The following is a 25053-nucleotide window of genomic DNA, read 5'->3' as shown; positions in this document are numbered from 1 at the left end:
CGGCGCCCGCGTCCGGACGGCCGCCCGATAGCGGGCGGGTAGCGAACGGCGGCACCCTGCGGAAACCGGGCCGGCAGGCCCACCCGCAGAAAGGCCCGCCCATGCCCCGCCCCACCCGGACCGCCCCTCCCAGCCGGACCACCCCAACCGCTCCGGCGCCTCCGACCGCTCCTGCCGACCCCGCCGGCTCCCCGCCTCCCCCGGTCCGGGCCACCGCCGCCCCACCGGTCCCCCCGTACGAGGCGGCGGACGCCGCGCGGGCCGTACGGGCCCTGCTCGTACCGCGCGTCAGCTCGGTGACGGTGCTGGGGACGGGCCCGGCCGTGGGCGCCCACCTCGCGGCGCTGGTGCGCGAGGTGCCCGGCCTCGGCAACGTCACGGTCCACCCGGGCCCGGCCCACTGGCCCGACCCGGAGACCGCCGCCCTCGCCGCCGCCCACGGCACGGTCCTGGCCACGGCGGACTCCCGCGACCGGGCCCTCCTGGGCGCGGACCTGGTCGTCCTGACCACCCCGGCACCCCCGGTGGACCGCACCCTCCTCGCCCCCTCGGCGGTCATCCTCCGGGCCGCACCCTAGGGCCTGTCCGGAAAGTCCCGCCCCCGTACCGGCGAGGGTCCGGTCTCGCCGCGGAGCGGGTCAGTGCGGCGCGAGGCGCGGGGTTCCGGCGTTCGGGCAGGCGGCGCCGGGCGTCGGGGCGCTTCGGAGCCGTGTGACGGGCCGCTGCCTCCGGGCGGTGTCCTGGACGGCGGTCCGGGCGCCCGAGACGATCGCGCGGGCACGTGTCAGCGCGCCGGCCAGGGAGGGGCGTCGCCCGCGGCCCGCGTCCCGGTCGGCCACGAGTCCGGGGCCCGCGCACAGGAGGCCGCACTCGTGGCCGGGTTCCCGCCGCGTCACGCCGCGCGGGGCGCGGACGTCACGCGGATCCGGGAGGTGCGGCCGCCCGGCAGGCCGATCGGATCGGGAACGGCGGCGCCCCGGGAGGGAGAACCGTTCACGCCTCGGCCGCCTGCTTCAGGTCGGCGATGGCCGCGAGGGAAAGACCCATCTCCTCGTGCAGGAATCGCACGATGGTCCAATGGGGCAGCGCGCCCTCGTCGAAGGGGCCGAATTCACGGCAGTACAGGGGTATCCAGCGCAGCGCCTCTTCCAGCGCCCGTTCCCGTCCCGGTTCTTCCTGGTAGTCCTCGTAGGCGATGCTCCGGTGGTGGATGAAGAATTTCCCGGGGAGGCGTTCCTCGCACAATGCGCGGTACTCGCGCGTCTGAAGAATGAGGTAGTGCCATATCTCGTCGATGTCCTGCTCGACCGGGAGGAAGAGCCCGCTGAGCTGTTCCCGGTGGCGCGAGACGAGGTAGAGGTAGCGCAGGCACTCGGTTATCTGGCGCTCCACGAACTCCACGGGGGCGTCCCGTTTCCCGTCCGTGAAATGCCGTACGACCTCCGCGTGCAGCGTCTCCCCGAGAAGGCTTGTCATGTCGCGGGGGGAGAGGGTTCGACCGCTGGTCATGGCGCTCCGGTTCTTGAGGAGGAGGAAGACGGAAAAAGAGAGAGGGGGCCTTTCGGTGGGGTTCAGGCTCCGTCGGCGGTGAGCCAGGCGTACTTCCCGGACCGCCCGATGGGAAGGTGGCTCCGGTGCTCGATTCGGCAGCGCCGGCCGGTCAGTTCTTCGAGCCCCCGCCGCAGCGTCTCCGATTCCCCGGTTCCGACGGGCTCGCCGGTGAACGTCGTGTACAGGAGGGTGGCCTCCTCGCCGCCGTGGACGTCGAGCCGGTGGACGAAGACCGCGTCGGACGCGTCGCCCACGAGGCGGTCGAGATCGCCCTGGGCGACCGGTCCCCGCGGCGTGCCCAGCAATTCCTTCACCCGGCCGCAGAACTGGACGATGCCCTCCGGGTCCGGCTCGCCGTCCGACGTGCGCACGCAGTCCCCCGTCCGGTAGCGGACCAGCGGCATGTAGGGGTTGCGGACGCTGGTCACGACGAGTTCGTGGATCGTGCTTCCGTCGGCCACCGGGAGGAGTTCGACGCTCATCCCGTCGAGGTGCGGCCGGTACCGGCCCTCGCGGTCGCTGAAGTACAGGTAGCCCAGTTCCGTACTGCCGAAGAGGTCGATGACGGGACAGTCGAAGTGCCGGCGCAGGTAGCGCCGTACGTTCACCGGGGTGTACTCGTAGGCGTGGATGATGCTGGCGGGCGGGGGGAAGGCGTCCCGCAGGTTCCAGGCCAGGGCCTTCCGCACCAGATGCGCCAGGTGGTAGCCGGAGCAGTCGAGGTGGTAGAGCCCCTGGGGGTGTTCCCTCCGGGCCTGTTCGATCTCGCCGAGCATGCGCAGCACCTCGTCGCGGTCCCATGTCGCGGGGTCGAGCCGGAGGTTGAGGTAGCAGGTGCGCTCGTCCAGCCGGCGGTCGTCGAGGGTGGGTACGGGGTCGGGCTCGACGCCCCGCCGGGCGGCGTTGACCCTCGCCACGTGCTCCGTCGCGAGCACCGTGGTCAGGGAGACGCGGCGGCAGCCCGACCACCACGTCCCGGCGATGTCGGGGTGGTCGCTCCACAGCTCGTAGTAGGAGCGCAGCAGGAAGTAGGGGGGCCGGATGATCTGCATGCGCGCGTGGTTGGTCCCGGTGGACAGGACGAACTCCGCCTCGCCCGAGGCCAGTGCCGCCGCGAGCCGGGGCGTCATCCAGTTGTCGGGGAATCCCCGCGCGATCTCCGGCTTCTCCAGGAGGGGGAAGTACCCCTCGGCCAACGCCTTCTGGTAGAGGGGTATGTCGCGGACATGCTGGATCACCGCGTCGGTCGGCTGGCCTTTCATTAATTCCTTCTCATGTTGCGCATGGTCGAATCGGAACGGGGCAAAGGGGTCGGCGACCGGGCGCCCGGAGCATATCGGGGCAGGCAGGGGAAACCTCCCGCGCATTTGCCCCGGGCACCCTTGCCGAGGCGTCAGGAGATGCAGCCGGCCTTCGGGGACGCGCTGATGCAGCCGCTCTTGGTCGTCGCGCTGATGCAGCCGTCCTTCGCCTGCGCCTGAGCGGAGTTGACGGACATCCAGTTCTTCCAGACGTCGTCCTCTGCCATCCTCCGGATGAGCTGTTCCATGGTGATCTCCGATACTCGTGGAAGGTTTACTTCGGGCGGACCGTTCATGGAGGAACTTCCTGGCGATTCGCTCCCGGCGATCCGCTCGGTGAATTTAGGAGCGTGATCGATGGACTGTCAACGATTGGTAAAGAAGAATCATGAGAAGTGGTCTTGCCGCAGCGCTCTTTGGCGCGATTCCGACTACTCGGCGCTGGTTCTGTGCCGATTCGTCCGGCGCATCGCGCCACGTCCCCCGTGCGCGGCGACGCGGGCCGTCGGTCGCGGCGGCGGAGAGGACGGGACACCTGCCGGATTCCGGCGGCCCCGCACATGAGGATTCTCTCCTCATGCGCGGCACCCGGATCACGGGCATGCACAATGACCGAATGCTGTGGCACAGGCTGGGGCTGGCACTGGGAGCGGGAGTGACCCTGCCGGCGCTGCTGATCGTCTGGTACTGGCCGGGCCAGCACTCCCCACCTTCGATGGGCCCCGCGGTCGTCCTGGAGCGTCCGCTCCCGCAGGCACCTCCGCCCACTTCCGCGGCCCGTCCGGGACGACCGGCCGGGCCTCTTCCGGCCGCCCCGCGGCCCTCCGCCGCACCCCCCTGCCCCGAAGGCAGGGAGGTCGCGGCCCTGCCTCCTCAGGAGACCGAGGACGACGACTTCTGGGACGACTTGACAGACTTGGAGGAACGGGACGAGTCGGGCTGCCTCCGGGGCCACGACGATGACGAGCGGGACGACTGATGCCGAATCTGTCGATCAGTGCCCGGTCCCGGATCGTGGGCTGGATGATGGTGCTGCTGAGCGCGACCCTGACCGTGCCCACCTTCGGGATCACGGTCCTCTGGCGGGCCGAGCTGGACCGCCGGGTCGACGTACAGCTCCGCGCCGAGGCGGACAAACTGCGGGCCTTCGCCCGGACCTCGCGCGACCCGCGTTCCGGAAAGCCCTTCGCCACGGGGGCCGCGCTGCTCACGGCGTTCATGACGGTTCATCACCCGGCCCATGACACGGCCTTCTTCAGCGTCGTCGACGGGCGCGCCGACCGGCGTAGCCCCGGCCCGGTGCCGGTCCGTCTGGACCGGGATCCCGAGGTCGTGGCCATGGCGAGGGAAGCGACCGACCCGGGCATCCGGTGGCTGGACACCCCGGCGGGACGCGTCCGCTACGGCGTCGTCCCGGTGCGCGTGGAGGGCGACCGCGCCGACACCCGGCTCGTCCTGGTGGCCTTCCGGGACCGGCAGTTGAGCCGGGAGTCGCAGATGGCGCGCACCCTGCTGGCCTCGGGGGGCGTCGCCCTGCTGGCCGCCGGCGCGGCGAGCTGGCTGGTGGCGGGCCGCGTACTGGCTCCGATCCGGCTGGTCCGGCAGACGGCGGAACGGATCAGCGAGACCGACCTGACGCAGCGGCTGCCCGTGCGGGGCAACGACGACGTGGCACGACTCGCCGAGACGTTCAACCACATGCTCGAACGGCTGTCGCAGGCCTTCACCTCGCAGCGCCGTTTCCTGGACGAGGTGGCGCACGAACTGCGGACGCCCCTCACCGTCGTGCGCGGACACCTGGAGCTGATGGACGCCGCCGGGGACGGCGAGTCCCGCCAGACCCGTATCCTGCTCCTCGGCGAACTGGACCGGATGCGCCGGATCGTGGACGACCTCCTCCTCCTGGCACGGGCCGAGCGCCCGGACTTCCTCACCCTCGGCCCGACCTCGCTGACCGATCTGGCGGTCGACGTGGCGGCCAACGCGCAGGGGCTGGGGCGGCGGCGCTGGAAGGTCGCCGAAGTCGCCGACGCCACCGTGCGGGCGGACGGCCAGCGGCTGACCCAGGCACTGATGCAGCTCGCCGCCAACGCGGTCGCCCACACGGCCGAGAAGGGCACCATCGAGATCGGTTCGCGCCTGCGGCGGGGCCGGGTGGTGCTGTGGGTCGCCGACACCGGGCCGGGCGTGGCCCCGGAGGACCGCGAGCGGATCTTCCACCGCTTCTACCAGGCCGACGCGGCGAGTTCCGACACCGGCATCGGCATCGGGCTCGCGCTCGTCCGCGAGATCGCCCAGGCCCACGGCGGCGGCGCCCACGTCGAGGACGCCCCCGGCGGCGGCGCGCGCTTCGTCATCGACATTCCCGCACTGCACCCCACGACGGAGGACACCCACGGTGAGCCGGATCCTGATAGCGGAGGACGATGCAGGAATCGCCGCCTTCGTCGAAAGAGGGTTGAGCCGTAACGGCTACGTCACCCACGTCGTCGCCGACGGCGTCTCCGCCTACGAGCTCGCGCGCGGCCGGGACTTCGACCTCCTGATCCTCGATCTCGGCCTGCCCGGCCACGACGGACTCACGGTCCTGCGCAAGCTGCGGAACGCGCGCGTCACCCTGCCCGTCGTCATCCTCACCGCCCGTGACGCGGTGAGCGACGTCGTGGGCGGGCTGGAGAGCGGGGCCGACGACTACATGTCCAAGCCCTTCGCCTTCGACGAACTCCTGGCGCGGGTACGGCTGCGGCTGCGCCGCGAGGAGCCGCTGGACGCCTTCCTGCTGCGGGTCGGGGACCTGGTCCTCGATCTCCGCACCCGCCGGATCCGGGCGGGGGACCGGGTCACCGACCTGTCCGCCCGCGAGTTCGCCCTGGCGGAGATCCTCCTGCGCAATCCCGACCGGGTGCTCTCGCGGGAGCAACTGCTCAGCCACGTATGGGGATTCGACTACGATCCCGGCTCTAACGTCGTCGACGTCTACGTCCGCTACCTGCGGCGCAAGATCGGGGCCGAACGCGTCCAGACCGTGCGCGGGGTCGGCTACCGGCTCAAGGTCTGACCCGCGGCCGCCCGCGCGCGAGTCCGCCGGAGGGTCCCCGCCGGCCCCGGTTCATGAGAACTGTCTCACCGTCATCCCATTTTCAACTCATGGTCTGGACCAATAGTGTTCCTGCGGGTCGCCGACGACGCGATGCCCGTGAGGCGACGCGTTCGGCCGCCGCGGCGGCGTTCCGGGACCCGGGCGCCACCGCACCGACAGCCGGCACGGGCGACCTCGACGACACCCCCGCGCGACGACTCGCAGCCGTTCCCCACGGCACCCGTGCCACCTCGTACCCCCGAGAGCCCTGTCGCACCGGCCGAAGCCGCCACCGGTACGACGAGCCACGCACCACTCCCCCCCAAGGAGGACACTCCCGTGTTGCACCTCATCGACCAGGCCCGGGACTTCCCTCACCGATACGGCGAAGAGGGACCCGGTCTCCACGGCTTCGCCGACGGCCAGCGCCCCTCCGCCATGTTCATCACCTGCTCCGACTCCCGCGTGGTCCCGACGCTGCTGACCGGCGTCGGACCGGGCGAACTGTTCGAGCTGCGCACCGCGGGCAACATCGTCCCCCCGTACGACCCGGAGAACGCCACCAGCGAGATGGCGACGATCGAGTACGCGGTCTCCGTGCTGGAGGTGTCCGACATCATCCTCTGCGGGCACTCCCACTGCGGCGCCGTGGGAGCCCTCGCGCGGGGGGAGGACCTGCGGACCCTGCCCGCGGTGCGCGACTGGCTCAGCCGGTCCATCCCCGCGGAGGACGGCGGGCCCGGCCTCGAAGACCCCGGCCCCGATGTCGCGCTGCCCGTGCAGCACAACGTCGTCGCGCAGATGCGGAGGCTCCGCGACTACCCCTGCGTGAGCCGGGCCGTCCGCGAGGGCCGGCTCGGCCTGCACGCCTGGTACTACGAGGTCCACACCGGCGTCGTCCGGGCCCACCAGATCGCCACGGGCGCCTTCTCCTCCCTGTAGACGGCGATGCCGACGCGCGCGGTCCCGCCGCCGCCCCGGCCGCCACTCCCCCACCCCCAGGAGCCGAAGTCAATGAAGACCTCTCCCCGTCTCCGGTTACGGCCGGACGTCCTCTCCCGCGACCTGCTCGCCTCGGTCGTGGTGTTCCTCGTCGCCGTCCCCCTGTGCGTCGGCATCGCCGTGGCCTCCGGTGTCCCCGCCGAACTGGGCCTGGTCACGGGCATCGTCGGCGGGCTGCTGGTCGGCGCGCTGCCGGGCAGCGCGTTCCAGGTCAGCGGCCCGGCCGCGGGGCTCACGGTCCTCGTGTACGAGGCCGTGACCAGCCACGGGACCGGTGTGCTCGGAATCCTCGTCCTGACCACGGGGCTCCTCCAGATCCTGCTCGGTGTCGTCGGCTTCGGACGGTGGTTCCGCGCCATCTCCACCGCGGTCGTCCACGGCATGCTCGCCGGCATCGGCCTCGTCCTGATCGGCAGCCAGCTCTACGCCCTGGCGGGAGCCGAGGCGCACGGAAACGGTCTCGCCAACCTGGCCGGCCTTCCGGAACTGCTCACGAGGAGCGTGTCCGGGGCCCCGGCGCTGTCCTCCTGCGCGATCGGCGCCGGGAGCATCGCCGTGCTCGTCCTGTGGAAGCGGCTTCCCGGACGCCTGCCCCGGCTGCTTCCCGGACCGCTGGTGGCCGTGGGTCTGGCCACCGTCGCGGTGGCGGTGCTGGACCTGCCCGTCGCCACCATCGAGGTCCGCGGCCTGGTCGACTCCCTCGATCTGACGGGCCCGGACGACATCGGGCTGCTGGCGGATCCCTCGCTGCTGGGCGTCGTGCTCGCCTTCACGCTCATCGCGTCCGCCGAATCCCTCTTCAGCGCCGCCGCCGTGGACCGGATGCACGACGGCCCGCGCACCCACTACAACAAGGAACTCGTCGCCCAGGGAGCGGGGAACGCGCTGTGCGGCCTCGTCGGCGCGCTGCCCATGACCGCCGTCATCGTGCGCAGCGCCGCCAACGTCCAGGCCGGTGCCCGTACCAAGATGTCCAGGATCCTGCACGGAGTGTGGCTGCTGCTGTTCGCCGCCCTGTTCCCCGCCGTCCTCGGCCTGATACCCGTGGCCGCGCTCGCCGGGGTGCTCGTCCACGCCGGTGCGAAGCTCGTCCCGGTCAAAATGTTCGGGACGCTCTGGCGCGAACACCGCGGCGAGGCGGTGGTGCTGGCCACGACCGGGCTGGCGATCATCGCCACGGACATGTTCATGGGTGTCCTGGTCGGCATCGGGGCCGCCGTCCTCAAGACGGCGTGGGAGACCTCCGCCGTCCGTCTCGACGTCGGCGAGCGGGACGGGCGCACCACGGTCGCCCTCAGCGGCAACGCGACCTTCCTGCGCCTTCCGCTGATCCTCGACACCCTGGAGGCGCTGCCGAAGGACCGGCCGGTGGAGGTCGACCTCTCGCGGCTGCGCCACCTGGACCATGCCTGCCGGACCGCCCTGGACGCGTGGACCGCCCAGAACGACGCCGGCCTCCGGGACCCCGGAGGCATGCCCGACCCGGAACCGCGCGAGACCGCCCTCGTCGCCGCCGCACGGGGCGGCGGCACCGCGGACGGCCGGCGCGGAACCACCTCCTGACGGACGTGCGCCCCTCCCCCTCGTCCTCAGCGGGTTCCACCCCGCACCGGCACCACCGGGAGCGGTTCCCCCTCCCGGTCCGCTGATGCCCCACGCCGTCGGCGCGGCCGCCCCCGCGCCGACGGCTCCCGCCCGCCCCGCCCGCACCGGCCCCACCGGTGCGGGCCGCCGCGCGCCCGACGCCCCCGAAGGAGCCCCATGCCCACCCCCGCCACCCGCGCCCCCTCGGGCCATGCCGCCCGGGAGCACGCGTGACCCGCACGATCCCCCCGGCCACGGCGGCGGGTTTCTCCCCCGGACAGCGCCGCGCCCTGACGGTGCTCGGCATCTCACAGGCGCTCGGCGGCCTGGGCATGGCGGCCGGCATCACGGTCGGCGCGCTGCTCGCCCAGGACCTGCTCGGCTCGACCGGTCTGGCCGGGGTCCCGGCCGCGCTGTACACCGCCGGCGCGGCCTTCGGAGCGGCGGGGCTCGGGCGCGTCGGTCAGCGTTTCGGGCACCGTCCGGGACTGGCGCTCGGCCACGGCATCGCCGCGCTGGGCAGCGTGGGCGTGGTCGCGGGAGCCGCGGCCCGCTCGCCCGTCCTGCTCCTGACGGCCCTCTTCGTGTACGGGGCGGGTACGGTCACCGGGCTCCTGGCGCGCTACGCGGGCGCCGGTCTCGCGCCGCCCGGACGACGTGGCCGGGCCGCCGGAACCGTCCTGTTCGCCATGACCCTCGGAGCGGTCGTGGGCCCGAACCTGACCGGACCCACCGGCGACCTCGCCGCCGCCTGGGGTCTGCCGCGGCTGACGGGGCCCTTCCTGCTGGCGGCGGTCGCGTACGTGGCCGCGGCGCTCACCCTGGTGGTGTGGTCGCGCCCGGATCCGCCGCCCCCGGCCCCGCCCCGGAAGCCCGGGGCCGCCCGTACCGGGTACGCCGCCCCCGGCGTCGTCACCGGCGCCGCCGTGATGATCACCGCGCAGCTCGTGATGATCGCCGTGATGACCATGACTCCCGTCCACATGGCGGGCCACGGCCACACGACACAGGCGGTGGGTCTGGTCATCGCCCTGCACGTGGGCGCCATGTTCCTGCCGTCACCGCTGAGCGGCCTGCTCGCGGACCGGATCGGCGGGCAGTGGGTCGCCACCGCGGCCGGAGCCGTCCTGCTGGGCGCGAGTCTGCTCGCGGGCCTCGCCCCGCCGGCCTCCGCCCCCTCGCTGGCCTGCGCACTGGTCCTGCTCGGAGTCGGCTGGAACCTGGCCCTGCTCGGTGGCACCGCCCTGCTCACGGACGCCGCGCCCGCCGAGAACCGGGCCTCGGTGCAGGGTCTCGCGGACGTGGGGATGTCCGTGGCGGGCGCGACCGGCGGCATGGCCTCCGGGCTGGTGATGGGCGGGGTCGGATACCCGGTCCTGGCCATGGCCGCCGGGGCCCTCGCCCTCACGGTCATCCCGGCGGTGGCGATGAACCGCGGCCGCCCCGCCTGACGACCGGCCGGCCGGTACGTGCGCGGGAGGACGCCGCGTAACCCGTCCCGGCGGACTCTCCGCTTCCCTTCTCCTCCTCCCTCGTCCGTGATCCGACAGAACAGGAGCCGGCAGATGAGCCGTCCGACGATTTCCCCGGCGAGCGACCCGACGGTGTCCGCCGCCCGGCCGCCCGCCGCCGACGACCGGGTCGACGCCGTGGTCGTGGGGGCCGGGCTCTCCGGTCTCTACCAGCTCCACCGGCTGCGGGAGCTCGGCCTGACGACGGTGGTCTTCGAGGCGGGCGACGACATCGGCGGAACGTGGTACTGGAACCGGTACCCCGGGGCCCGCTGCGACATCGAGAGCATGTCGTACTCCTACTCCTTCTCCCCGGAACTCGACCAGGAGTGGGAGTGGAGCGAGCGGTACGCCGCCCAGCCGGAGATCCTGCGCTACATCCACCACGTCGCCGACCGGTTCGGCCTGCGCGAGGACGTCGCCCTGCGCACCCGGGTCACCCGCGCCGTGTACGACGGGGCGGACCACCGCTGGCGGCTGTCCACGGACACCGGACGGACCGTCACCGCCCGCTTCGTGATCATGGCGACGGGCTGCATGTCGGTCCCCAAGGACCCGGGGATACCCGGTGTCGACAGCTTCACCGGCGCCGTCCACCACACCGCGCGGTGGCCGCGCGAGGACGTCTCCTTCGCCGGGAAGCGGGTCGCCGTGATCGGCACCGGATGCTCGGGCGTGCAGGCCGTTCCCGTCATCGCCGGCGAGGCGGCCTCCCTCACCGTCTTCCAGCGCACCCCGGCCTACGTCCTGCCCGCGCGCAACCGTCCACTGCGGGCCGCGGAGCGCTCGGCGCTCAAAGCCGGGTACCCCGAGTTCCGGCGGGCCCAGCGGCGCTCGCGGGGCGGGACCGTCTTCGCGCCCCCGACCCGCTCGGCGCTGGAGGCGGACGAGACGGAGCGCACCGCCGCCTACGAGGCGGCCTGGGAGGAGGGCTTCCTCAACGGACTGGTGCGCACCTACACCGACATCCTCACCGACGAGGAGGCCAACGCGACCGTGGCGGAGTTCGTCCGGTCCAGGATCCGGTCGGTCGTGACCGACCCCGCGACGGCGGAACGGCTCTCCCCGCGCACGTTCCCGTTCGCGACCAAGCGCCCCTGCCTGGGGACCGGCTACTACGAGACGTACAACCTGCCGCACGTGGCCCTCGTGGACCTGCGCGCGACCCCGATCGAACGCGTCACCCCCCGGGGCATCCGCACCTCGGACGGGGAGCACGACCTCGACGTGATCGTCCTCGCCACCGGCTTCGACGCCCTCACCGGCTCCCAGCTCGCCGTCGACATCGTCGGCAAGGGGGGCGTGACGCTCCGGGAGCGGTGGGCCGAGGGCCCCCGGAACCACCTCGGGCTCGTCTCGGCCGGCTTCCCCAACCTCTTCACCGTCCTCGGACCGCTCAGCCCCTCCGTACTCACCAACATCACGGTCTCCATCGAACAGCAGGTCGAGTGGATCACCGACTGCATCGGCCACCTGCTCAGGAACGGCCTCACCGAGATCGACGCCACCCCGTCCGCCGAGGCCGACTGGGGGACGCACGTGGCGGAACTCGCCGCCCGTACGCTCTACCCGGCGGTGGACTCCTGGTACACCGGGGCGAACGTCCCGGGCAAACCCCGCGTGTTCCTCGCCTACGCGGGCGGGCTCGACCGGTACCGGGAAGAGTGCGACACCGCGGCCCGCGACGGCTACACCGGCTTCACCCTCTCTTCCCCCGGCGCGTTCCCCCTCAGCGAAGAGCGGGAATGATCTCGGAGCCGTAGGCGTCGATGGTGCCCTCGCGGTCGTCGTGCATGGCGTAGACGGCGAACTGGTCGACGCCGAGGTCCTTGAGGTGGCGGAGCTTGTCGATGTGGGCCTCGGCGGGGCCGAGGAGGCAGAAGCGGTCGACGATCTCGTCGGGGACGAAGGCGGTGTCGGGGTTATCGGCGCGGCCGTGGTGGGAGTAGTCGTAGCCGTGCCGGTCCTTGATGTACGCGGTCAGCTCCTCCGGCACCATGTCCGAGTGCTCGCCGTACCTGGCGACCAGGTCGGCGACGTGGTTGCCGACCATGCCGCCGAACCACCGGCACTGGTCCCGGGCGTGCGCCGGGTCGTCCCCCACGTAGGCGGGGGCGGCGACGCAGATGGTGAGGGCGTCGGGGTCGCGGCCGGCGTCCCGGGCGGCCTTCCGGACGGCCTTGACCATCCACTCGGTGAGGAACGGGTCGGCGAGCTGGAGGATGAAGCCGTCGGCCTTCCGCCCGGCGAGCGCGAGAGCCCTGGGCCCGTACGCCGCCATCCACACCGGCAGCTTGCCGTTCCTCACCCACGGGATGCGGATCGGGTTGCCGTCCACGGTCGCCTCGCGGCCCTCGGCGAGGTCGCGGATGGCGTCGATGGCCTCGCCGAGCCGGGCCAGGGTGTTGGGCCTGCGGCCCGCGACGCGCATGGCGGAGTCGCCGCGGCCGATGCCGCACACCGTGCGGTTGCCGAACATGTCGTTGAGGGTGGCGAAGGTGGAGGCCGTCACCTCCCACGTACGCGTCCCGGGATTCGTGACCATCGGGCCGACGTGGAGCTTGGTGGTGTGTTCGAGGATCTGGCTGTAGATGACGAAGGGTTCCTGCCAGAGCACGGCGGAGTCGAAGGTCCAGCCGTAGCGGAAGCCGTTGCGCTCCGCCCGTCGCATCAGGCCGACGACCTGCGAGGCGGGCGGGTCGGTCTGGAGCACGATGCCGAAGTCCAAGGTCATTCTCCTAGCTCAGGTACTGGCAGGTGGCGCGCGGTACGAACGTGCCGTGGCCGGCGCGGCCGGTGTACTTCCGTCCGTCGATCACGACCTCGCCCCGGGAGAGGACGGTCTCGACCTGCCCGGTGACGGTCTTCCCCTCGTACGCCGAGTAGTCGACGTTCATGTGGTGGGTCTCCGCCGACAGCACCTGTGTGGCGTGCGGGTCGTAGATGACGACGTCCGCGTCCGCGCCGGGCGCGATCGTGCCCTTCTGCGGGTAGAGGCCGAACATGCGGGCCGGGGTGGCGCAGGCGATCTCGATCCAGCGGCGCCGCGAGATGTGCCCGTCGACGACGGCCTGGTGGAGGAGGTCCATGCGGTTCTCCACCCCCGGCAGGCCGTTGGGGATCTTCGAGAAGTCGCCCCGGCCCAGCTCCTTCTGGCCCGTGAAGCAGAACGGGCAGTGGTCCGTGGACACCACCTGGAGGTCGTTGGTCCGCAGTCCCCGCCACAGCGCCGCCTGGTGCTCCTTCGGCCGCAACGGCGTCGAGCACACGTACTTGGAGCCCTCGAAGTCCGGCTCCGCCAGGTTGTCCGTCGACAGGAAGAGGTACTGCGGGCAGGTCTCGCCGAAGACCGGCAGGCCCAGGTCCCGGGCGGCCGCCAGTTCGGCCAGCGCCTCCTCGGCGGACACGTGCACGACGTAGAGGGGGCTGCCCGCGACCCTGGAGAGCTGGATCGCCCGGTGGGTGGCCTCCGCCTCAAGCAGCGCCTTGCGGACCTCCCCGTGGAAGCGGGGATCGGTCTCGCCCCGCGCCAGGGCCTGTTCCACGAGGACGTCGATCGCGATGCCGTTCTCCGCGTGCATCATGATCAGCCCGCCGGTCCCGCCGGCCACCTGCATGGCCCGCAGGATCTGCCCGTCGTCCGAATAGAAGACGCCCGGATACGCCATGAACAATTTGAACGAGGTGATGCCCTCCTCGACGAGCTTCGGCATCTCCCTGAGCGTCGCCTCGTTCACGTCCGACATGATCATGTGGAAGGCGTAGTCGACCGCGCAGTTGCCGTCGGCCTTGGCGTACCAGGTGTCGAGCCCCTCGCGCAGGGAGCGGCCGACGGACTGGACGGCGAAGTCGACGATGGTGGTGGTGCCGCCCCAGGCGGCGGCGCGGGTGCCGGTCTCGAAGGTGTCGGAGGCGAAGGTGCCGCCGAAGGGCAGCTCCATGTGGGTGTGGGCGTCGACGCCGCCGGGGAGGACGTACCGGTCGGTGGCGTCGAGGACGCGGTCGGCGGTCCAGCCCGCCGCCGTGTCGGAGCCGCGGGCGGCGAGCGCGGCGATCCGGCCGTCCTCGACGAGGACGTCGGCGTGGAGTTCGTCGGAGGCGGTGACGACGAGGCCGCCCCGGATGAGGGTTCGGGTCACGGGACTTTCTCCCTGCCTGTGAGAAGCCTGCTAGAGCGTGCGGAGGGCCTGCTCGAGGAGGGCCGCGCCCTCCTCGGCCTCGGCGACGGTGAGCGAGAGCGGCGGTGCGACGCGCAGGACGCTGGTGTCGTGGCCGCCGCCCTTGCCGATGAGGAGTCCTCCCGCGCGGGCGGCCTCCAGGACGGCGGAGGCGGCCTCGGGGGCGGCGGCGCCGGTGGCCGGGTCGGCGAGTTCGACGCCGATCATGAGGCCCCGGCCGCGGACCTCGCGGACGGCGTCCACCCCGGCGGCCGCGGCCCTGATCCGCTCGATGAGGAGGCCGCCGACGCGGCGGGCGTTGCCCTGGAGGTCGTGGTCGAGGAGGTACGACAGGTTGGCGAGTCCCGCGGCCATGGTGACGGGCGAGCCGCCGAAGGTGGAGATGGAGTGGGCGTCGAGGCAGTTCATGACCTCGGCGCGGGCGACGACGCCGCCGACGGACATGCCGTTACCGATGCCCTTGGCGAAGGTGAGGATGTCGGGCGGTCCGGCCTGGGCGTGCGCCTGCCAGCCCCAGAAGTGGTCGCCGGTGCGGCCCCAGCCGGTCTGCACCTCGTCGGAGATCCACAGGACGCCGTGCCGGTCCAGGACACGGCGGAAGGCGGCGTACAGGCCGTCGGGCGGGGCGGTGAAGCCGCCGACGCCCTGGACGGGTTCGGCGATGAGCGCGGCGACCCGGTGGGTGTGGCCGAGGAGGTCTTCGAGGTCGGCGACGCACGCCTCGGTGAAGCCCTCGTCGGTGAGGCCGGCGAAGGGGCCCCGGGTGCGGACGGCGCCGTGGACGTACAGGGTCTGGAGCGGGGAGAGGCCGGTGGGCGACCAGGCGTGGTTCCCGGTGACGCCGACGGTGGAGAAGGAGCGGCCGTGGTAGCTGTTGCGCATCGCCAGGATCTGGTTCGAGCGGCGGTACGCGGTGGCGAGGAGGAGGGCCGTGTCGTTGGCCTCGGTGCCGGAGGTGGTGAAGAAGACGCGGGCGTCGGGGATGCCGGAGAGGGCGGCGATCCGCTCGGCCAGTTCCACCATGGGCCGGTCGAGGTAGAGGGTGGAGGAGTGGACGATCCGGCCGGCCTGCTCGGCGATCGCCTTGGTGACCTCGGGGAGGGCGTGGGCGGTCATGGTGGTGAGGATGCCGCCGAAGAAGTCGAGGTAGCGGCGGCCGTCGGCGTCCCAGACGTGCCGGCCCTCGCCGTGGGTGAGCTCGATGGGGTCCTCGTAGTAGAGGGCGAGCCAGTCGGGGAGGACGGCGCGGTGCCGGTCGTGCAGGGCGCTCACGGCTTCACCAGCCCGTCGTACGCGTCGGGGCGGCGGTCGCGGTAGAAGGCCCACTGCTGCCGGACCTCCTCGATGAGGCCGAAGTCGAGGTCGCGGACGACGAGTTCCTCCTCCTTGTCGGAGGCGACGTCGCCGACGAAGCGGCCGCGGGGGTCGACGAAGTAGCTGGTGCCGTAGAAGTCGTTGTCGCCGTACTCCTCGACGCCGACGCGGTTGATGGCGGCGACGAAGTACTCGTTGGCGACGGCGGCGGCGGGCTGTTCGAGCTGCCACAGGTGGGCGGAGAGGCCGCGGTGGGTGGCGGACGGGTTGTAGACCAGCTGGGCGCCGCCCAGGCCGAGTTGGCGCCAGCCCTCGGGGAAGTGGCGGTCGTAGCAGATGTAGACGCCGACCTTGCCGACGGCGGTGTCGAAGACCGGCCAGCCGGCGTTCCCCGGGCGGAAGTAGTACTTCTCCCAGAAGCCCTTGACCTGCGGGATGTGGTGCTTGCGGTACTTGCCGAGGTAGCTGCCGTCGGCGTCGATGACGGCGGCGGTGTTGTAGTAGAAGCCCTCGGACTCGATCTCGAAGACGGGGACGACGATGACCATGCCGGTCTCGCGGGCCAGCTCCCGCATGCGGTTCACGGTGGGGCCGTCGGGCACGGGCTCGGCCCAGCGGTAGTGCTCGGGCTCCTGGACCTGGCAGAAGTAGGGGGCGTTGAACACCTCCTGGAAGCCGATCACCTTCGCGCCCCGCCGGGCGGCCTCGCGGGCGTGCTCCTCGTGCTTGGCGATCATGGATTCGGTGTCGCCGGTCCAGGTCGCCTGGACGAGTGCGGCGCGTACGACGGTCATGAGCTGCTCCTTCGGCACGGCGTCAGAGAGCCTCTACGCCCGTAGACACGGTGCGTAGGAGGAGAACGTAAGCCCCGTCACACCCCGGAGCAAGACCGCCGCCCTGACGAAGCGGAGTCGATCATGTTTCATACCGGAGTGGTCCGCATCGGACACGTACCGACACGTACCCGTTGGCCCCTTTCTCCGGCGCTTCCCCGGCGCTCCTCCGGCGTGTCTCCGGCGTTTCCCGTCCCGGGAGCGGCTCAGAACGTGACGACGATCCCGGTGTGCGGGCGCTTCCCGCGCCGGAAGAGCGCGGCCGGCCGGTCGACCAGCCAGAACTGGTAGGTGTACTTGCGGGAGAGCAGCGCGCGGACGCGGCGCAGCTCCTCCCCCGTGACCAGCCGGGCGGTGCCGGGGACCCGGGCGGCCCCCTCGGCGACGTTGCCGCGCACGTCGCAGACGGCCAGCTCGACCCGGGGGTCGTTGCGCAGCCGCTTGACCTTCCAGGAGTCGGTGCGGGTCCACACGTACGCCTTCCCGTCCTCCACCGCGTACCAGACCGGGGTGGCGACCCCCGTGCCGTCCCGGCGGAAGGTGGTGAGGCTGACGTAGCGGCCGCGCCGCAGCGCTTCGATGGTCTCTTCGGTCGTCATGGACGGCGAGCCTATGCCGGGGTGGGGTTGCGGGCGTGGGTCAGGGTCTCCCAGGCGACGAAGAGGTTGTCGGTGCCGCCGGGCCGCTGGCTGGCGGCGAGCCGCTCGGTCTGCGGCAGCCGCATCCCCATCCGGCCCTCCAGGTGGTTGAGGGCGACCTCGACGTCCGGCCCCATGGTCCGCTCCACCTTGCCGCCGCACAGCCAGCCCGGGGCGGTCGCGCCGAGCTGGTAGCGGGCGTGGAACTCCAGGGCGGCGGCGATCCGCGGCGCCTCCTCGCGGTAGAGGTCGACGCCCTGGTGCCAGGCGGTCTCGGCGATGTGGGCGGTGGCGGCGAGCGAGTAGCCGATGTGCATGAAGTTGCGGCAGGTCTCCTGGCCGAGGCCGTCGCGGTAGGTGCGCTGGCCGAACCAGTAGGTGGCGAGCTGGTCGGCGGTCCGGATGGTGCCGCCGGGCGGCGGCTTGGGCAGGGCGCCGTCGGAGGCCAGGTAGAAGTAGGCGGGGACCCGGGCGCGGTAGCGGCGCACGGACTGCTCGAAGAGGCCCCGGTCCTCCAGGAAGACGGCCATGCCGATGGCCGCGTCGGTCATCGCCAGCTCCCAGTTCCCGTTGTAGTCGGGGACGGCGGCGGTGACGGCGGGCAGGTACGCCTTGCGGAGCATCCACTTGAAGCGCTGCACGGCCGGGGCGCCCCAGCCGGGGTAGCCGGCGTGCACGATGTCGGCGGCGCGGGCCCAGGAGGAGCCGGCCCAGGCCGTCTGGAGGTCGGCGTCGTCCCGGGTGTGCTCCTTGATGACGCGCGCCCAGGCGTCCATGATCTGCACGGACTTGGCGGCGTACGCCCGCTCGCCGGTGACCGACCACATGAGGGCCTGGGTGTAGGCGGCGAGGGCGTCCTCCCGCTCGGCGACGCACGCCTCGGTGCCGGCGTTGGAGGCGCAGGCGACGGTCTCGGCCGGGTGCGGCACGTAGTCGGGGTCGGCGTACGGGCTGGTGCTCATCGCCCGGTAGGCCGAGGCCCACGGCTCCTCCCCGGCCGCCACGTGCCGCCGTACGGCGCTGAGCTGGGCGCCGCCGACGAGCACGCCGGGGTGGCGGAAGTGCGCCGGGGCGGCGCCGGACGGCGGGACGGGCCCCCGGTCGGGCGCGGGCGGCCCGCCGCAGGCCGCCACGCCGAGGAGCAGCAGCGGGGCGAGGACGGCGGCGGCCCTGCGGCGGAGCCGGGGGCGGCGGGCGAGGGGGCGGACGCGGGGGCGGGGCTGTCGGTGCACGCCACCACGGTGGGCCCGCGGGCGCGCCGCCGCATCCGCTGTTACGCCACCGGGTCGTCCCGGTCGCGGGCGGACCGGGCGGCCCCGACCTCGGCGCCGTGCGCGCGGGCCCGGACGCGGGCGGTGCCGGCGGCGCGGCCGGGGCCGCCCAAGCGGCCGGGGTTGTCCGAGCGGCCGGGGTCGTCCAAGCGGCCGGGGTCGCCCAAGCGGACGAAGGCGTCCGGGCGGACAGGGGCGTCCGAGCGGACGGGGACCGGCGGGCGCGGGAGCGGCGGCTTCGGCCATGGGGCGCCGGTGCCGTCGAAGCGGCCGGGGCCCGGGGGGCCGGTGGGGCCGGGTGTCCCGGTCGCGCGGCTCCCCGGGGCCGTACCCGGCGGGAGGGGTCAGCCGTCCGCGCCGAGGGCGGCGAGTCCCTTCGCGAGGTCCTCGCGGTTCATCACCGGCGAGTAGTGGATCTTCGCGCCGAGCTCCATGAAGAAGGGCTCGGCGATGACCGGCAGGTCGGAGGGGTCGGCGAGGTCGAAGAAGAGGTAGCCGGTGCGGCAGCCGTTCTCGACGGTGAAGTACGCCGCCTCGGGGGCGATCCGCTCGAACGCGCCCTGCATGAGCTTCGGGAGAGAGCCCCGCCGGATCGCCTCGTTCGCCGCCTCGGTGTCCATCTGCACCTTCATGAGCATGCGCATGGCGGACTCCCATCCCGGCCGGGCGGGGGCTTCGCTCGGTACGCCCCTGGTCCACCCGGACGTACTCACCTCCCAGCCTCCTCCCCCACCGGCACGGGGGCCACCCGGCGGGCTCAGACCGGCGCGAGCGCGCAGCGGACCAGCAGTTCGTCCATCGAGAGGCCGAGGACTCCGGCGAGGGCCGCGACGGTGAAGAAGGCCGGGGTGGGGGCGCGGCCGGTCTCGATCTTGCGGAGGGTCTCCGCCGACAGGCCCGCGGCGGCGGCGATCTCGACCATCGACCGCTCGCCGCGCGCCGCGCGGAGCAACTGGCCGAGCCGCTCGCCGCGTTCGCGCTCTTCGGGGGTGAGGGGGGTGCGCACCATGCCCCCACTGTACCCCCACCCCATTCTTATACCGGTATAGTAATGGGAATGGTGAAGCTGAAGACCGACGAGAACATCGCCGCGATGCGCGAGGCGGGCCGCGTGGTGGCCCGCGCCCTGGCGGCGGCACGGAAGGCCGCCGCGCCCGGCGTGCCCGCCACCGCCCTGGACCGGGCCGCCCGGGAGGTGCTGGCGGAGGCCGGCGCGGACTCCCCCTTCCTGGGCTACCGCCCCGACTGGGCCCCCACCCCCTTCCCCGCCGTCGTCTGCGTCTCCGTCAACGACGCGATCGTGCACGGCGTCCCGGACGGCACCCCGCTCGCCGACGGCGACCTCGTCTCCCTGGACTGCGGCGCGCTGCTCGGCGGCTGGGCCGGGGACTCGGCGGTGAGCTTCACCGTCGGCCGGGCCCGCCCGGAGGACACCCGGCTGATCGCCGCGGCCGAGGAGGCCCTGGCGGCCGGCATCGCGGCGGCCCGGGTCGGCAACCGGATCGGGGACATCGCCCACGCCATCGGCACCGTCTGCCGGAAGGCCGGGTACGGCATCCCGGACGGCTTCGGCGGCCACGGCATCGGCCGCGCCATGCACGAGGACCCGGGCGTGCCCAACGAGGGGCGGCCGGAGCGCGGCATGCGGCTGCGGCACGGCATGGTCCTGGCGATCGAGCCCATGCTCCTCGCGAGCGGCGACGACGGGTACTACACGGCGCGGGACGGCTGGACGATGCGGACCCTCGACGGCTCCCGCGCCGCGCACGCCGAGCACACGGTCGCGATCACCGACGCGGGCCCGCGCGTCCTGACCGCCCCGTGAGCGGGACCCGCCCCGTCGCCGCCCGCCGCCCTGTCGGTGTCCGCTCCTAGACTCCCGGCATGACGAGCGAGGACACGGGCGCGGGCGCGGGGACGGGCGGGGACGGGGAGCCCGGGGCCGTCGCCCTGGCGGCGGAGCTGAGCGGGCGGCTCGGGCCGGTCGCCGCCGAGGCGCCCGACGGCGCCGGGCCCTGGACCCTGGTGTGGACGGACGGCCCCACCGTCGAGGAGGTCGGGGCGGCGGCCCTGGCCCGCGCGCCGGAGACCGCGCCCGGCCTCGCCCTGCGCCGCGAGCTGTCGGAGCGGTGGACCGCCCTCGGCGCGATCCGGCTGGCCTGCGCCCCGAGCCCGCTCTCCTGCGGGCTGCCGGTGCCGGTCTCGCCGTCCGGCGTGGAGGCGCTGTGGTGGCACACCCCGCTGCCCGTCCCCCTCACCCCGCGCGAGGAACGGCTCGTGTACGCGCTGCTGTACGAGGTCCACGACGACCACCGGAGCGACCGCGTCACCGCCGAGCAGATCTGCCGGGGCCTGAGCCTGCGGGGCCCGGCGGCGCTGCTGCGGCGGTCCGGGGCCGAGCCGACCCCGGCCGAGGTCCTCACCGACCGGTACGCCGCCGCGCACGGACACCTCGCCTGGCGGCACGCCCTGCGGACGATGCCGGTGCCGGTGCTCCTGCGGGCCGTACGGGACGACCCGCGTCCGCCGCCGGAGTGCCTGGCCGCGGCCCGTGCCCTGGAGTCGGCCGGCCGCGACCAGGGTTGACGATCCGTCAGCGGTCGGGGTGGACCACCATCGCCGAACCGCCGCCCCGGCGGACGGTCTCGGCGGCGGCCAGCCACCGCCCGTCGGGCAGCCGCTGCACCCCGGTGGCCGCGCCGATCTCCGGGTTCTGCCGGAAGCCGTGGCCGAGCGCTTCGAGTTCGGCCCGCAACGGGCTGTTCCAGAGCGCCGGTTCGAGTTCCGTGGTGGGCTGGTTGCGCTGGCTGGCGCGGGGCGCGGCGATGGCGTCGACCAGCGGCAGGCCCCGGTCGAGGACCCCGGTGAGGGTCTGGAGGACGGTGGTGATGATGGTGGCGCCGCCCGGCGAGCCGACCGCGAGGACCGGCCGGTCCCGGCCGTCGAGGACGATCGTCGGGGAGATCGAGGAGCGGGGCCGCTTGCCGGGTCCGGGCAGGTTCGGGTCGTGGACGGCCGGGTTCGCCGGGGCGAAGGAGAAGTCGGTCAGCTCGTTGTTGAGCAGGAAGCCGCGCCCGGGGACGGTGATGCCGCTGCCGCCGGTGGACTCGATGGTGAGCGTGTAGGCGACGACGTTGCCCCACTTGTCGGCGACCGTGAGATGGGTGGTGTTCTCCCCCTCGTACGGGGTGGGGGCGGCGGTCCCGCCGGGCGCGCACGGCACCGGGCGGCGGGGGTCGCCGGGGGCGAGCGGGCTGGTCAGGGCCGCGTCGTCGCGGATCAGGCAGGCCCGGGAGGCGGCGAACCGCCGGGAGAGCAGGCCCCGCACGGGCACCTCCTCGAAGGCGGGGTCGCCGACCCAGCGGCCCCGGTCCGCGAAGGCGATCCGGCTCGCCTCGATGAAGCGGTGCAGGTACCGCTCCGGGGAGGCGGCGGACAGGTCGGTGGTCCCCAGGATGTTGAGCGCCTCGCCGACGGCGGTGCCGCCGGAGGAGGAGGGGGCCGTGCCGTAGACGTCGAGTCCCCGGTAGGAGACCTTGGTCGGGGCGCGGCGGATCGCCCGGTAGGAGGCGAGGTCCCGTTCGGTGAGGTCGCCGGGGCGGACGTTGCGCGTGGCGCCGGGGCGGACCGGGGGCGTGCGGACGGTGTTCACGATGTCGCGGGCGAGCGGACCCTTGTAGAGGGCGCCGACGCCCTTCTCGCCGAGGAGCGCGTAGGTGCGGGCCAGGTCGGGGTTGCGGACGGTCGAGCCGACCTCGGGGAGCCGGCCGCCGGGCAGGAACAGCGCGGCGGAGGCCGGGAAGTCGCGGAAACGGGCCTCGTTGGCGGCGGTCTGGGCGCGGTAGGTGGTGTCCGCGGTGAAGCCGTCGCGGGCGAGGCGCTCGGCGGGCCCGAGGAGCGTGCGCAGCGGCTTGCTGCCCCAGGCGTCGAGGGCGGCCGCCCAGGTCGCGGGGGTGCCGGGGGTGCCGACGCTCCGCCCGCTGGTCATGCCCTCCTCGAAGGGGATCGGCGCGCCGTCCTCCAGGAAGAGGCCGGCGTCGGCGGAGGCGGGGGCGGTCTCGCGGCCGTCGAGGGTGTGGACCGTGCGGCTGCGGGCGTCGTAGTAGACGAGGTAGCCGCCTCCGCCGATGCCGGCCGAGTAGGGCTCGGTGACGCCGAGGGCGGCGGCGACGGCGACGGCCGCGTCGACCACGTTGCCGCCCCGGCGGAGGATCTCGACGCCGGCGGCGCTGGCGTCGGCGTCGACGCTGGCGACGGCCCCGCCGTGGCCGGTGGCGACCGGCACCTTCACCGGGGCCGGGGGCGGCGGGGCGGGGTGCGGCGGGGCCGCGGCCCCCACCGAGAGCACCGTCGCGGCGGCGGCCGCGACCGATCCGTACCGCAGCAGGGCGGAGCGACGCATTCCTGACCTCCCGTCAAGAGGGTTCGACGCAGCGTAACTTCCGGGCGGCGGATCCGTCAGGACCGCCTCCCGGCCACCCTCGAACGGACGACCGGACGCCGTTACCATGCGCCCTTATGGACGAGGACCTGCGGAACATCGTGCTCGGGGTGGCGGCGACCGGTGTCAGCGCCTTCCTGGGCTGGTTCACCCGGACGTACGCGTGGCGCCGGAAGCTCCGCCGCCGGCAGGCGTTCTTCGGCCTGCCGGACCACTCGGAGTGCCTGCTCGTGGTCAACAGGGAGGCGGGCGGCGACGGGGCCGTGCACCGCTTCGACGTGTTCGCGCTGCTCGAACTGGCCGCGCTGGTCAAGGACTGCGGGGCGCACGCGCAGATCGTGCAGCACGACCGGGCCCACATGGGCTTCGGCGACCGCACCGAGTTCTGCGTCGGCGGGCCGGGCTCCAACCGCAGGACGCAGGCGCACCTGTCCTCCCTGCTCCCCGGGCTGACCATGCGGACCGAGCCGGACCCGGTGGCGGAGCGGGGCGTGATCGAGGTCGGGGGCGAGCGGTACCCGATGGATCCGGGGGCGGTCGAGTTCGTGGTGCTGGCCCGGATCACGGCGGGCGACGGCGGGCGTCCGGTCTTCCTCTTCTGCGGGCAGCGGGCGATCACCAACCAGGCGGCGACCCGCTATCTGGCCCGCCACCACGAGCGGCTCGCCCGCACCCACCGGGGCGGTTCGTTCGTCCTGCTCCTGAAGGTGGTCAACTCGCAGGCGTACGGCCCCGACGTGGTCGAGCTGGTGGCGGACGTGACCCGGGCGGCGCTCAGGGCGCCGGCAGCCGCACCGGCAGCGTCTTGAGGCCGTTGATGAAGTTGGAGACGAGCCTGCGGGGCGGCCCGGCGAGCTCGACCTCCCCGCAGACGGCGCGCAACTCCTCGTAGAACAACCTGAGTTGGAGCCGGGCGAAGTGGGCGCCGAGGCAGACGTGCGGGCCGTCGCCGAAGGAGACGTGCGGGTTGGGGCGGCGGCCGAGGTCGAGCCGGTGCGGGTCGGCGAAGACGCGCTCGTCGTGGTTGGCGGAGCCGTGGAAGACGACGACCTTGTCCCCGGCGGCGATCCGGGTCCCGGCCAGCTCGGCGGCGCGGGCTGCGGTGCGGCGGAAGGAGAGCACCGGCGGGTGCGCGCGCAGGAGTTCTTCCACGGCGGTGGCGGTGTCCACCTCGCCCCGCCAGAACCTGCGCCGCTCGCCGGGGTCGGCGGCGAGCGCGAGGACGCCGCCGGGGGCGGCCGACCGGACGGTGTCGTTGCCCGCGACGGTGAGCAGGAAGAAGAACATCTCCCGTTCGGGGTCGTCGAGTCCGCCGGTGGCGAGGGCGGTCATGAGGTCGTCGGCCGGGTGCTTCCGCTTGTGCGCGGCCAGGTCGCGCGCGTACGCGAACATCTCGGCGAGCATGGCCGGTGAGCGGGGGTTGACCGGGTTTCCGCGGGCGTCGAGGACGGGCGGTTCGTCGGGGTCCTGGTAGGCGATGACCCGCTCGGTCCAGGTGTGCAGGAGGTCCCGGTCGGCGGCGGGCACGCCGAGCAGGTCGGTGAGGTTGAGGAGCGCGTACTCGTCGGTGACGGCCCCGACGAGGTCGGTCGTGCCGCCCGCCTCCCGTGCCGCCAGGAGCAGCCGGCGGGCCCGGACCCGGGCGGTGGCCTCGAAGCGCCCGATCCGTCCGGGGGTGAGGGCGCGGCTGACGGTCCGCCGCAGCCGGCCGTGGTCCGGCGGGTCCTGGTTGAGCATCATGCGGCGGATGAACGGCAGGTCGGCCGGGTCGGGGTCGCGGATCTGGGTGGCGCCGAGCCAGGAGGAGTACGTACCGGGGTCCTTGAGGACGCGGACGACGTCGGCGTGCCGGGTGACCGCCCAGAAGCCGGGTCCGGCGGGCCAGCCGAGCAGCGCGGGCTCCTCCTGCCACGCGACGGGCGCCCGGTCGCGCAGCGCGCGGAAGGCGTCGTGCGGCGGCCCGGCGGCGTGGATCCGGGGGTCGAAGACGTCGGGAAGGCTCGGCTGCTCCACGGACCAAGCCTGGAGCAGGGGTGACGACATGTCCATCATGACAGGCCGGAGCCGCTTTCCGCAGGACGGAGAGCACGGTTCGGGCGCCTTGTCCGGGTCGGCCGCGAGCTCCCGGAATCGCCGTCATGACACCTGGGGGTGGAGCGGGGATCGTGAACGGCGACGAGGTGCCGCAGGCCCGGGTGACGCTGCCGGGGTCGGGGAGGCGCGCGCCGGCCCCGGAGTGGCCGCGGTGCTGCGGGGCGAGGGCTGAGAGAAGGGGACCGGGTGGGCGGCTGACCTTCTCCGGCCCGTCGCGGGAGGAGTGATCGCGGCCGCCGGCCGGTCCGGGACCGGG

The 25053-nt window shown here is 73.6% G+C and carries 24 protein-coding genes; 10 read left to right on the top strand and 14 right to left on the bottom strand.

Annotated elements, in window-relative coordinates; all coding sequences use genetic code 11:
* Positions 1–101 precede the first annotated feature (101 nt).
* Entirely contained in the window at positions 102–578 is a 477-nt protein-coding gene (locus IE219_RS08865; RefSeq protein ID WP_189976042.1) for a hypothetical protein, read from the top strand.
* Between the two features lie 415 nt (positions 579–993).
* Here IE219_RS08865 and IE219_RS08860 read toward each other — a convergent pair whose 3' ends face one another.
* The 3 genes from IE219_RS08860 to IE219_RS32235 form a co-directional block, all read right to left on the bottom strand.
* Positions 994–1509, bottom strand: a complete 516-nt coding sequence (locus IE219_RS08860; protein WP_189976041.1) for a glycine-rich domain-containing protein — start codon at positions 1507–1509, stop codon at positions 994–996.
* A 62-nt stretch (positions 1510–1571) separates the two neighbouring features.
* Positions 1572–2813 carry a phenylacetate--CoA ligase family protein gene (locus IE219_RS08855; protein WP_189976040.1) on the bottom strand — a complete coding sequence of 414 codons (1242 nt, stop codon included), beginning with the start codon at positions 2811–2813 and terminating at the stop codon, positions 1572–1574.
* A gap of 131 nt (positions 2814–2944) precedes the next feature.
* The gene (locus IE219_RS32235; protein WP_268256841.1) at positions 2945–3079 is read right to left on the bottom strand and encodes a hypothetical protein; all 135 of its coding nucleotides are present in this window, start codon (positions 3077–3079) and stop codon (positions 2945–2947) included.
* A gap of 751 nt (positions 3080–3830) precedes the next feature.
* Here IE219_RS32235 and IE219_RS08850 point away from each other — a divergent pair.
* From IE219_RS08850 to IE219_RS08825, 6 genes are all read left to right on the top strand, one after another.
* Positions 3831–5321 carry a sensor histidine kinase gene (locus tag IE219_RS08850; protein WP_229849669.1) on the top strand — a complete coding sequence of 497 codons (1491 nt, stop codon included), beginning with the start codon at positions 3831–3833 and terminating at the stop codon, positions 5319–5321.
* Entirely contained in the window at positions 5251–5910 is a 660-nt protein-coding gene (locus IE219_RS08845; RefSeq protein WP_189976039.1) for a response regulator transcription factor, read from the top strand. The genes IE219_RS08850 and IE219_RS08845 overlap by 71 nt, the downstream gene beginning before the upstream one ends.
* Before the next feature lie 360 nt (positions 5911–6270).
* Complete coding sequence (locus IE219_RS08840) at positions 6271–6873, top strand: carbonic anhydrase (RefSeq protein WP_229849668.1); 603 nt, start codon at positions 6271–6273, stop codon at positions 6871–6873.
* A gap of 72 nt (positions 6874–6945) precedes the next feature.
* A complete protein-coding gene (locus IE219_RS08835; RefSeq protein ID WP_189976038.1) occupies positions 6946–8496 on the top strand; it encodes a SulP family inorganic anion transporter in 1551 nt (516 codons plus the stop codon).
* Positions 8497–8747: 251 nt separating this feature from the next.
* Entirely contained in the window at positions 8748–9968 is a 1221-nt protein-coding gene (locus IE219_RS08830; protein WP_229849704.1) for an MFS transporter, read from the top strand.
* A gap of 114 nt (positions 9969–10082) precedes the next feature.
* On the top strand, positions 10083–11777 hold the full coding sequence (locus IE219_RS08825; protein WP_189976037.1) for a flavin-containing monooxygenase: 1695 nt from the start codon (positions 10083–10085) through the stop codon (positions 11775–11777).
* On the opposite strand, the gene IE219_RS08820 is transcribed toward IE219_RS08825, so the two are convergent.
* The 9 genes from IE219_RS08820 to IE219_RS08780 all read right to left on the bottom strand — a co-directional run bounded on the left by IE219_RS08820 (position 11758) and on the right by IE219_RS08780 (position 19271).
* Complete coding sequence (locus IE219_RS08820; protein WP_189976036.1) at positions 11758–12756, bottom strand: TIGR03842 family LLM class F420-dependent oxidoreductase; 999 nt, start codon at positions 12754–12756, stop codon at positions 11758–11760. The genes IE219_RS08825 and IE219_RS08820 overlap by 20 nt on opposite strands.
* Before the next feature lie 10 nt (positions 12757–12766).
* Positions 12767–14167, bottom strand: a complete 1401-nt coding sequence (gene hydA, locus IE219_RS08815; protein ID WP_189976035.1) for a dihydropyrimidinase — start codon at positions 14165–14167, stop codon at positions 12767–12769.
* A 30-nt stretch (positions 14168–14197) separates the two neighbouring features.
* A complete protein-coding gene (locus IE219_RS08810; protein WP_189976034.1) occupies positions 14198–15478 on the bottom strand; it encodes an aspartate aminotransferase family protein in 1281 nt (426 codons plus the stop codon).
* On the bottom strand, positions 15475–16314 hold the full coding sequence (locus IE219_RS08805; RefSeq protein WP_189976033.1) for a nitrilase-related carbon-nitrogen hydrolase: 840 nt from the start codon (positions 16312–16314) through the stop codon (positions 15475–15477). The genes IE219_RS08810 and IE219_RS08805 overlap by 4 nt, the downstream gene beginning before the upstream one ends.
* A 245-nt stretch (positions 16315–16559) precedes the next feature.
* Entirely contained in the window at positions 16560–16952 is a 393-nt protein-coding gene (locus IE219_RS08800) for a PPOX class F420-dependent oxidoreductase (RefSeq protein WP_189976032.1), read from the bottom strand.
* Between the two features lie 11 nt (positions 16953–16963).
* A complete protein-coding gene (locus IE219_RS08795) occupies positions 16964–18139 on the bottom strand; it encodes an alginate lyase family protein (protein ID WP_373298808.1) in 1176 nt (391 codons plus the stop codon).
* A 125-nt stretch (positions 18140–18264) separates the two neighbouring features.
* Entirely contained in the window at positions 18265–18411 is a 147-nt protein-coding gene (locus IE219_RS08790; RefSeq protein ID WP_189976030.1) for a hypothetical protein, read from the bottom strand.
* A gap of 195 nt (positions 18412–18606) precedes the next feature.
* Positions 18607–18906 (bottom strand): hypothetical protein, encoded by a 300-nt coding sequence (locus IE219_RS08785; RefSeq protein WP_189976029.1) that lies wholly within the window; start codon positions 18904–18906, stop codon positions 18607–18609.
* Positions 18907–19019: 113 nt separating this feature from the next.
* The gene (locus IE219_RS08780; protein ID WP_189976028.1) at positions 19020–19271 is read right to left on the bottom strand and encodes a helix-turn-helix domain-containing protein; all 252 of its coding nucleotides are present in this window, start codon (positions 19269–19271) and stop codon (positions 19020–19022) included.
* Between the two features lie 48 nt (positions 19272–19319).
* Between IE219_RS08780 and map the strand changes: the two genes are divergently transcribed.
* Positions 19320–20087 (top strand): type I methionyl aminopeptidase, encoded by a 768-nt coding sequence (map, locus tag IE219_RS08775; protein ID WP_189976027.1) that lies wholly within the window; start codon positions 19320–19322, stop codon positions 20085–20087.
* 59 nt (positions 20088–20146) lie between these two features.
* Complete coding sequence (locus tag IE219_RS08770; RefSeq protein ID WP_189976026.1) at positions 20147–20848, top strand: hypothetical protein; 702 nt, start codon at positions 20147–20149, stop codon at positions 20846–20848.
* A gap of 7 nt (positions 20849–20855) precedes the next feature.
* Here the strand turns inward: IE219_RS08770 and ggt are convergent, their stop codons facing one another.
* A complete protein-coding gene (gene ggt, locus IE219_RS08765) occupies positions 20856–22664 on the bottom strand; it encodes a gamma-glutamyltransferase (protein WP_189976025.1) in 1809 nt (602 codons plus the stop codon).
* Positions 22665–22780: 116 nt separating this feature from the next.
* Here ggt and IE219_RS08760 point away from each other — a divergent pair, with 116 nt between their 5' ends.
* Entirely contained in the window at positions 22781–23512 is a 732-nt protein-coding gene (locus IE219_RS08760; protein ID WP_189976024.1) for a hypothetical protein, read from the top strand.
* Here the strand turns inward: IE219_RS08760 and IE219_RS08755 are convergent.
* Complete coding sequence (locus IE219_RS08755) at positions 23478–24752, bottom strand: cytochrome P450 (protein WP_229849703.1); 1275 nt, start codon at positions 24750–24752, stop codon at positions 23478–23480. The genes IE219_RS08760 and IE219_RS08755 overlap by 35 nt on opposite strands.
* Positions 24753–25053: the final 301 nt, after the last annotated feature.

The organism is Streptomyces termitum, assembly GCF_014650175.1.
Classification (GTDB): Bacteria; Actinomycetota; Actinomycetes; order Streptomycetales; family Streptomycetaceae; genus Streptomyces; species Streptomyces termitum.
The sequence above is the reverse complement of the archived record's forward strand: the minus strand, read 5'-3'. Positions and strand labels throughout refer to the sequence as shown.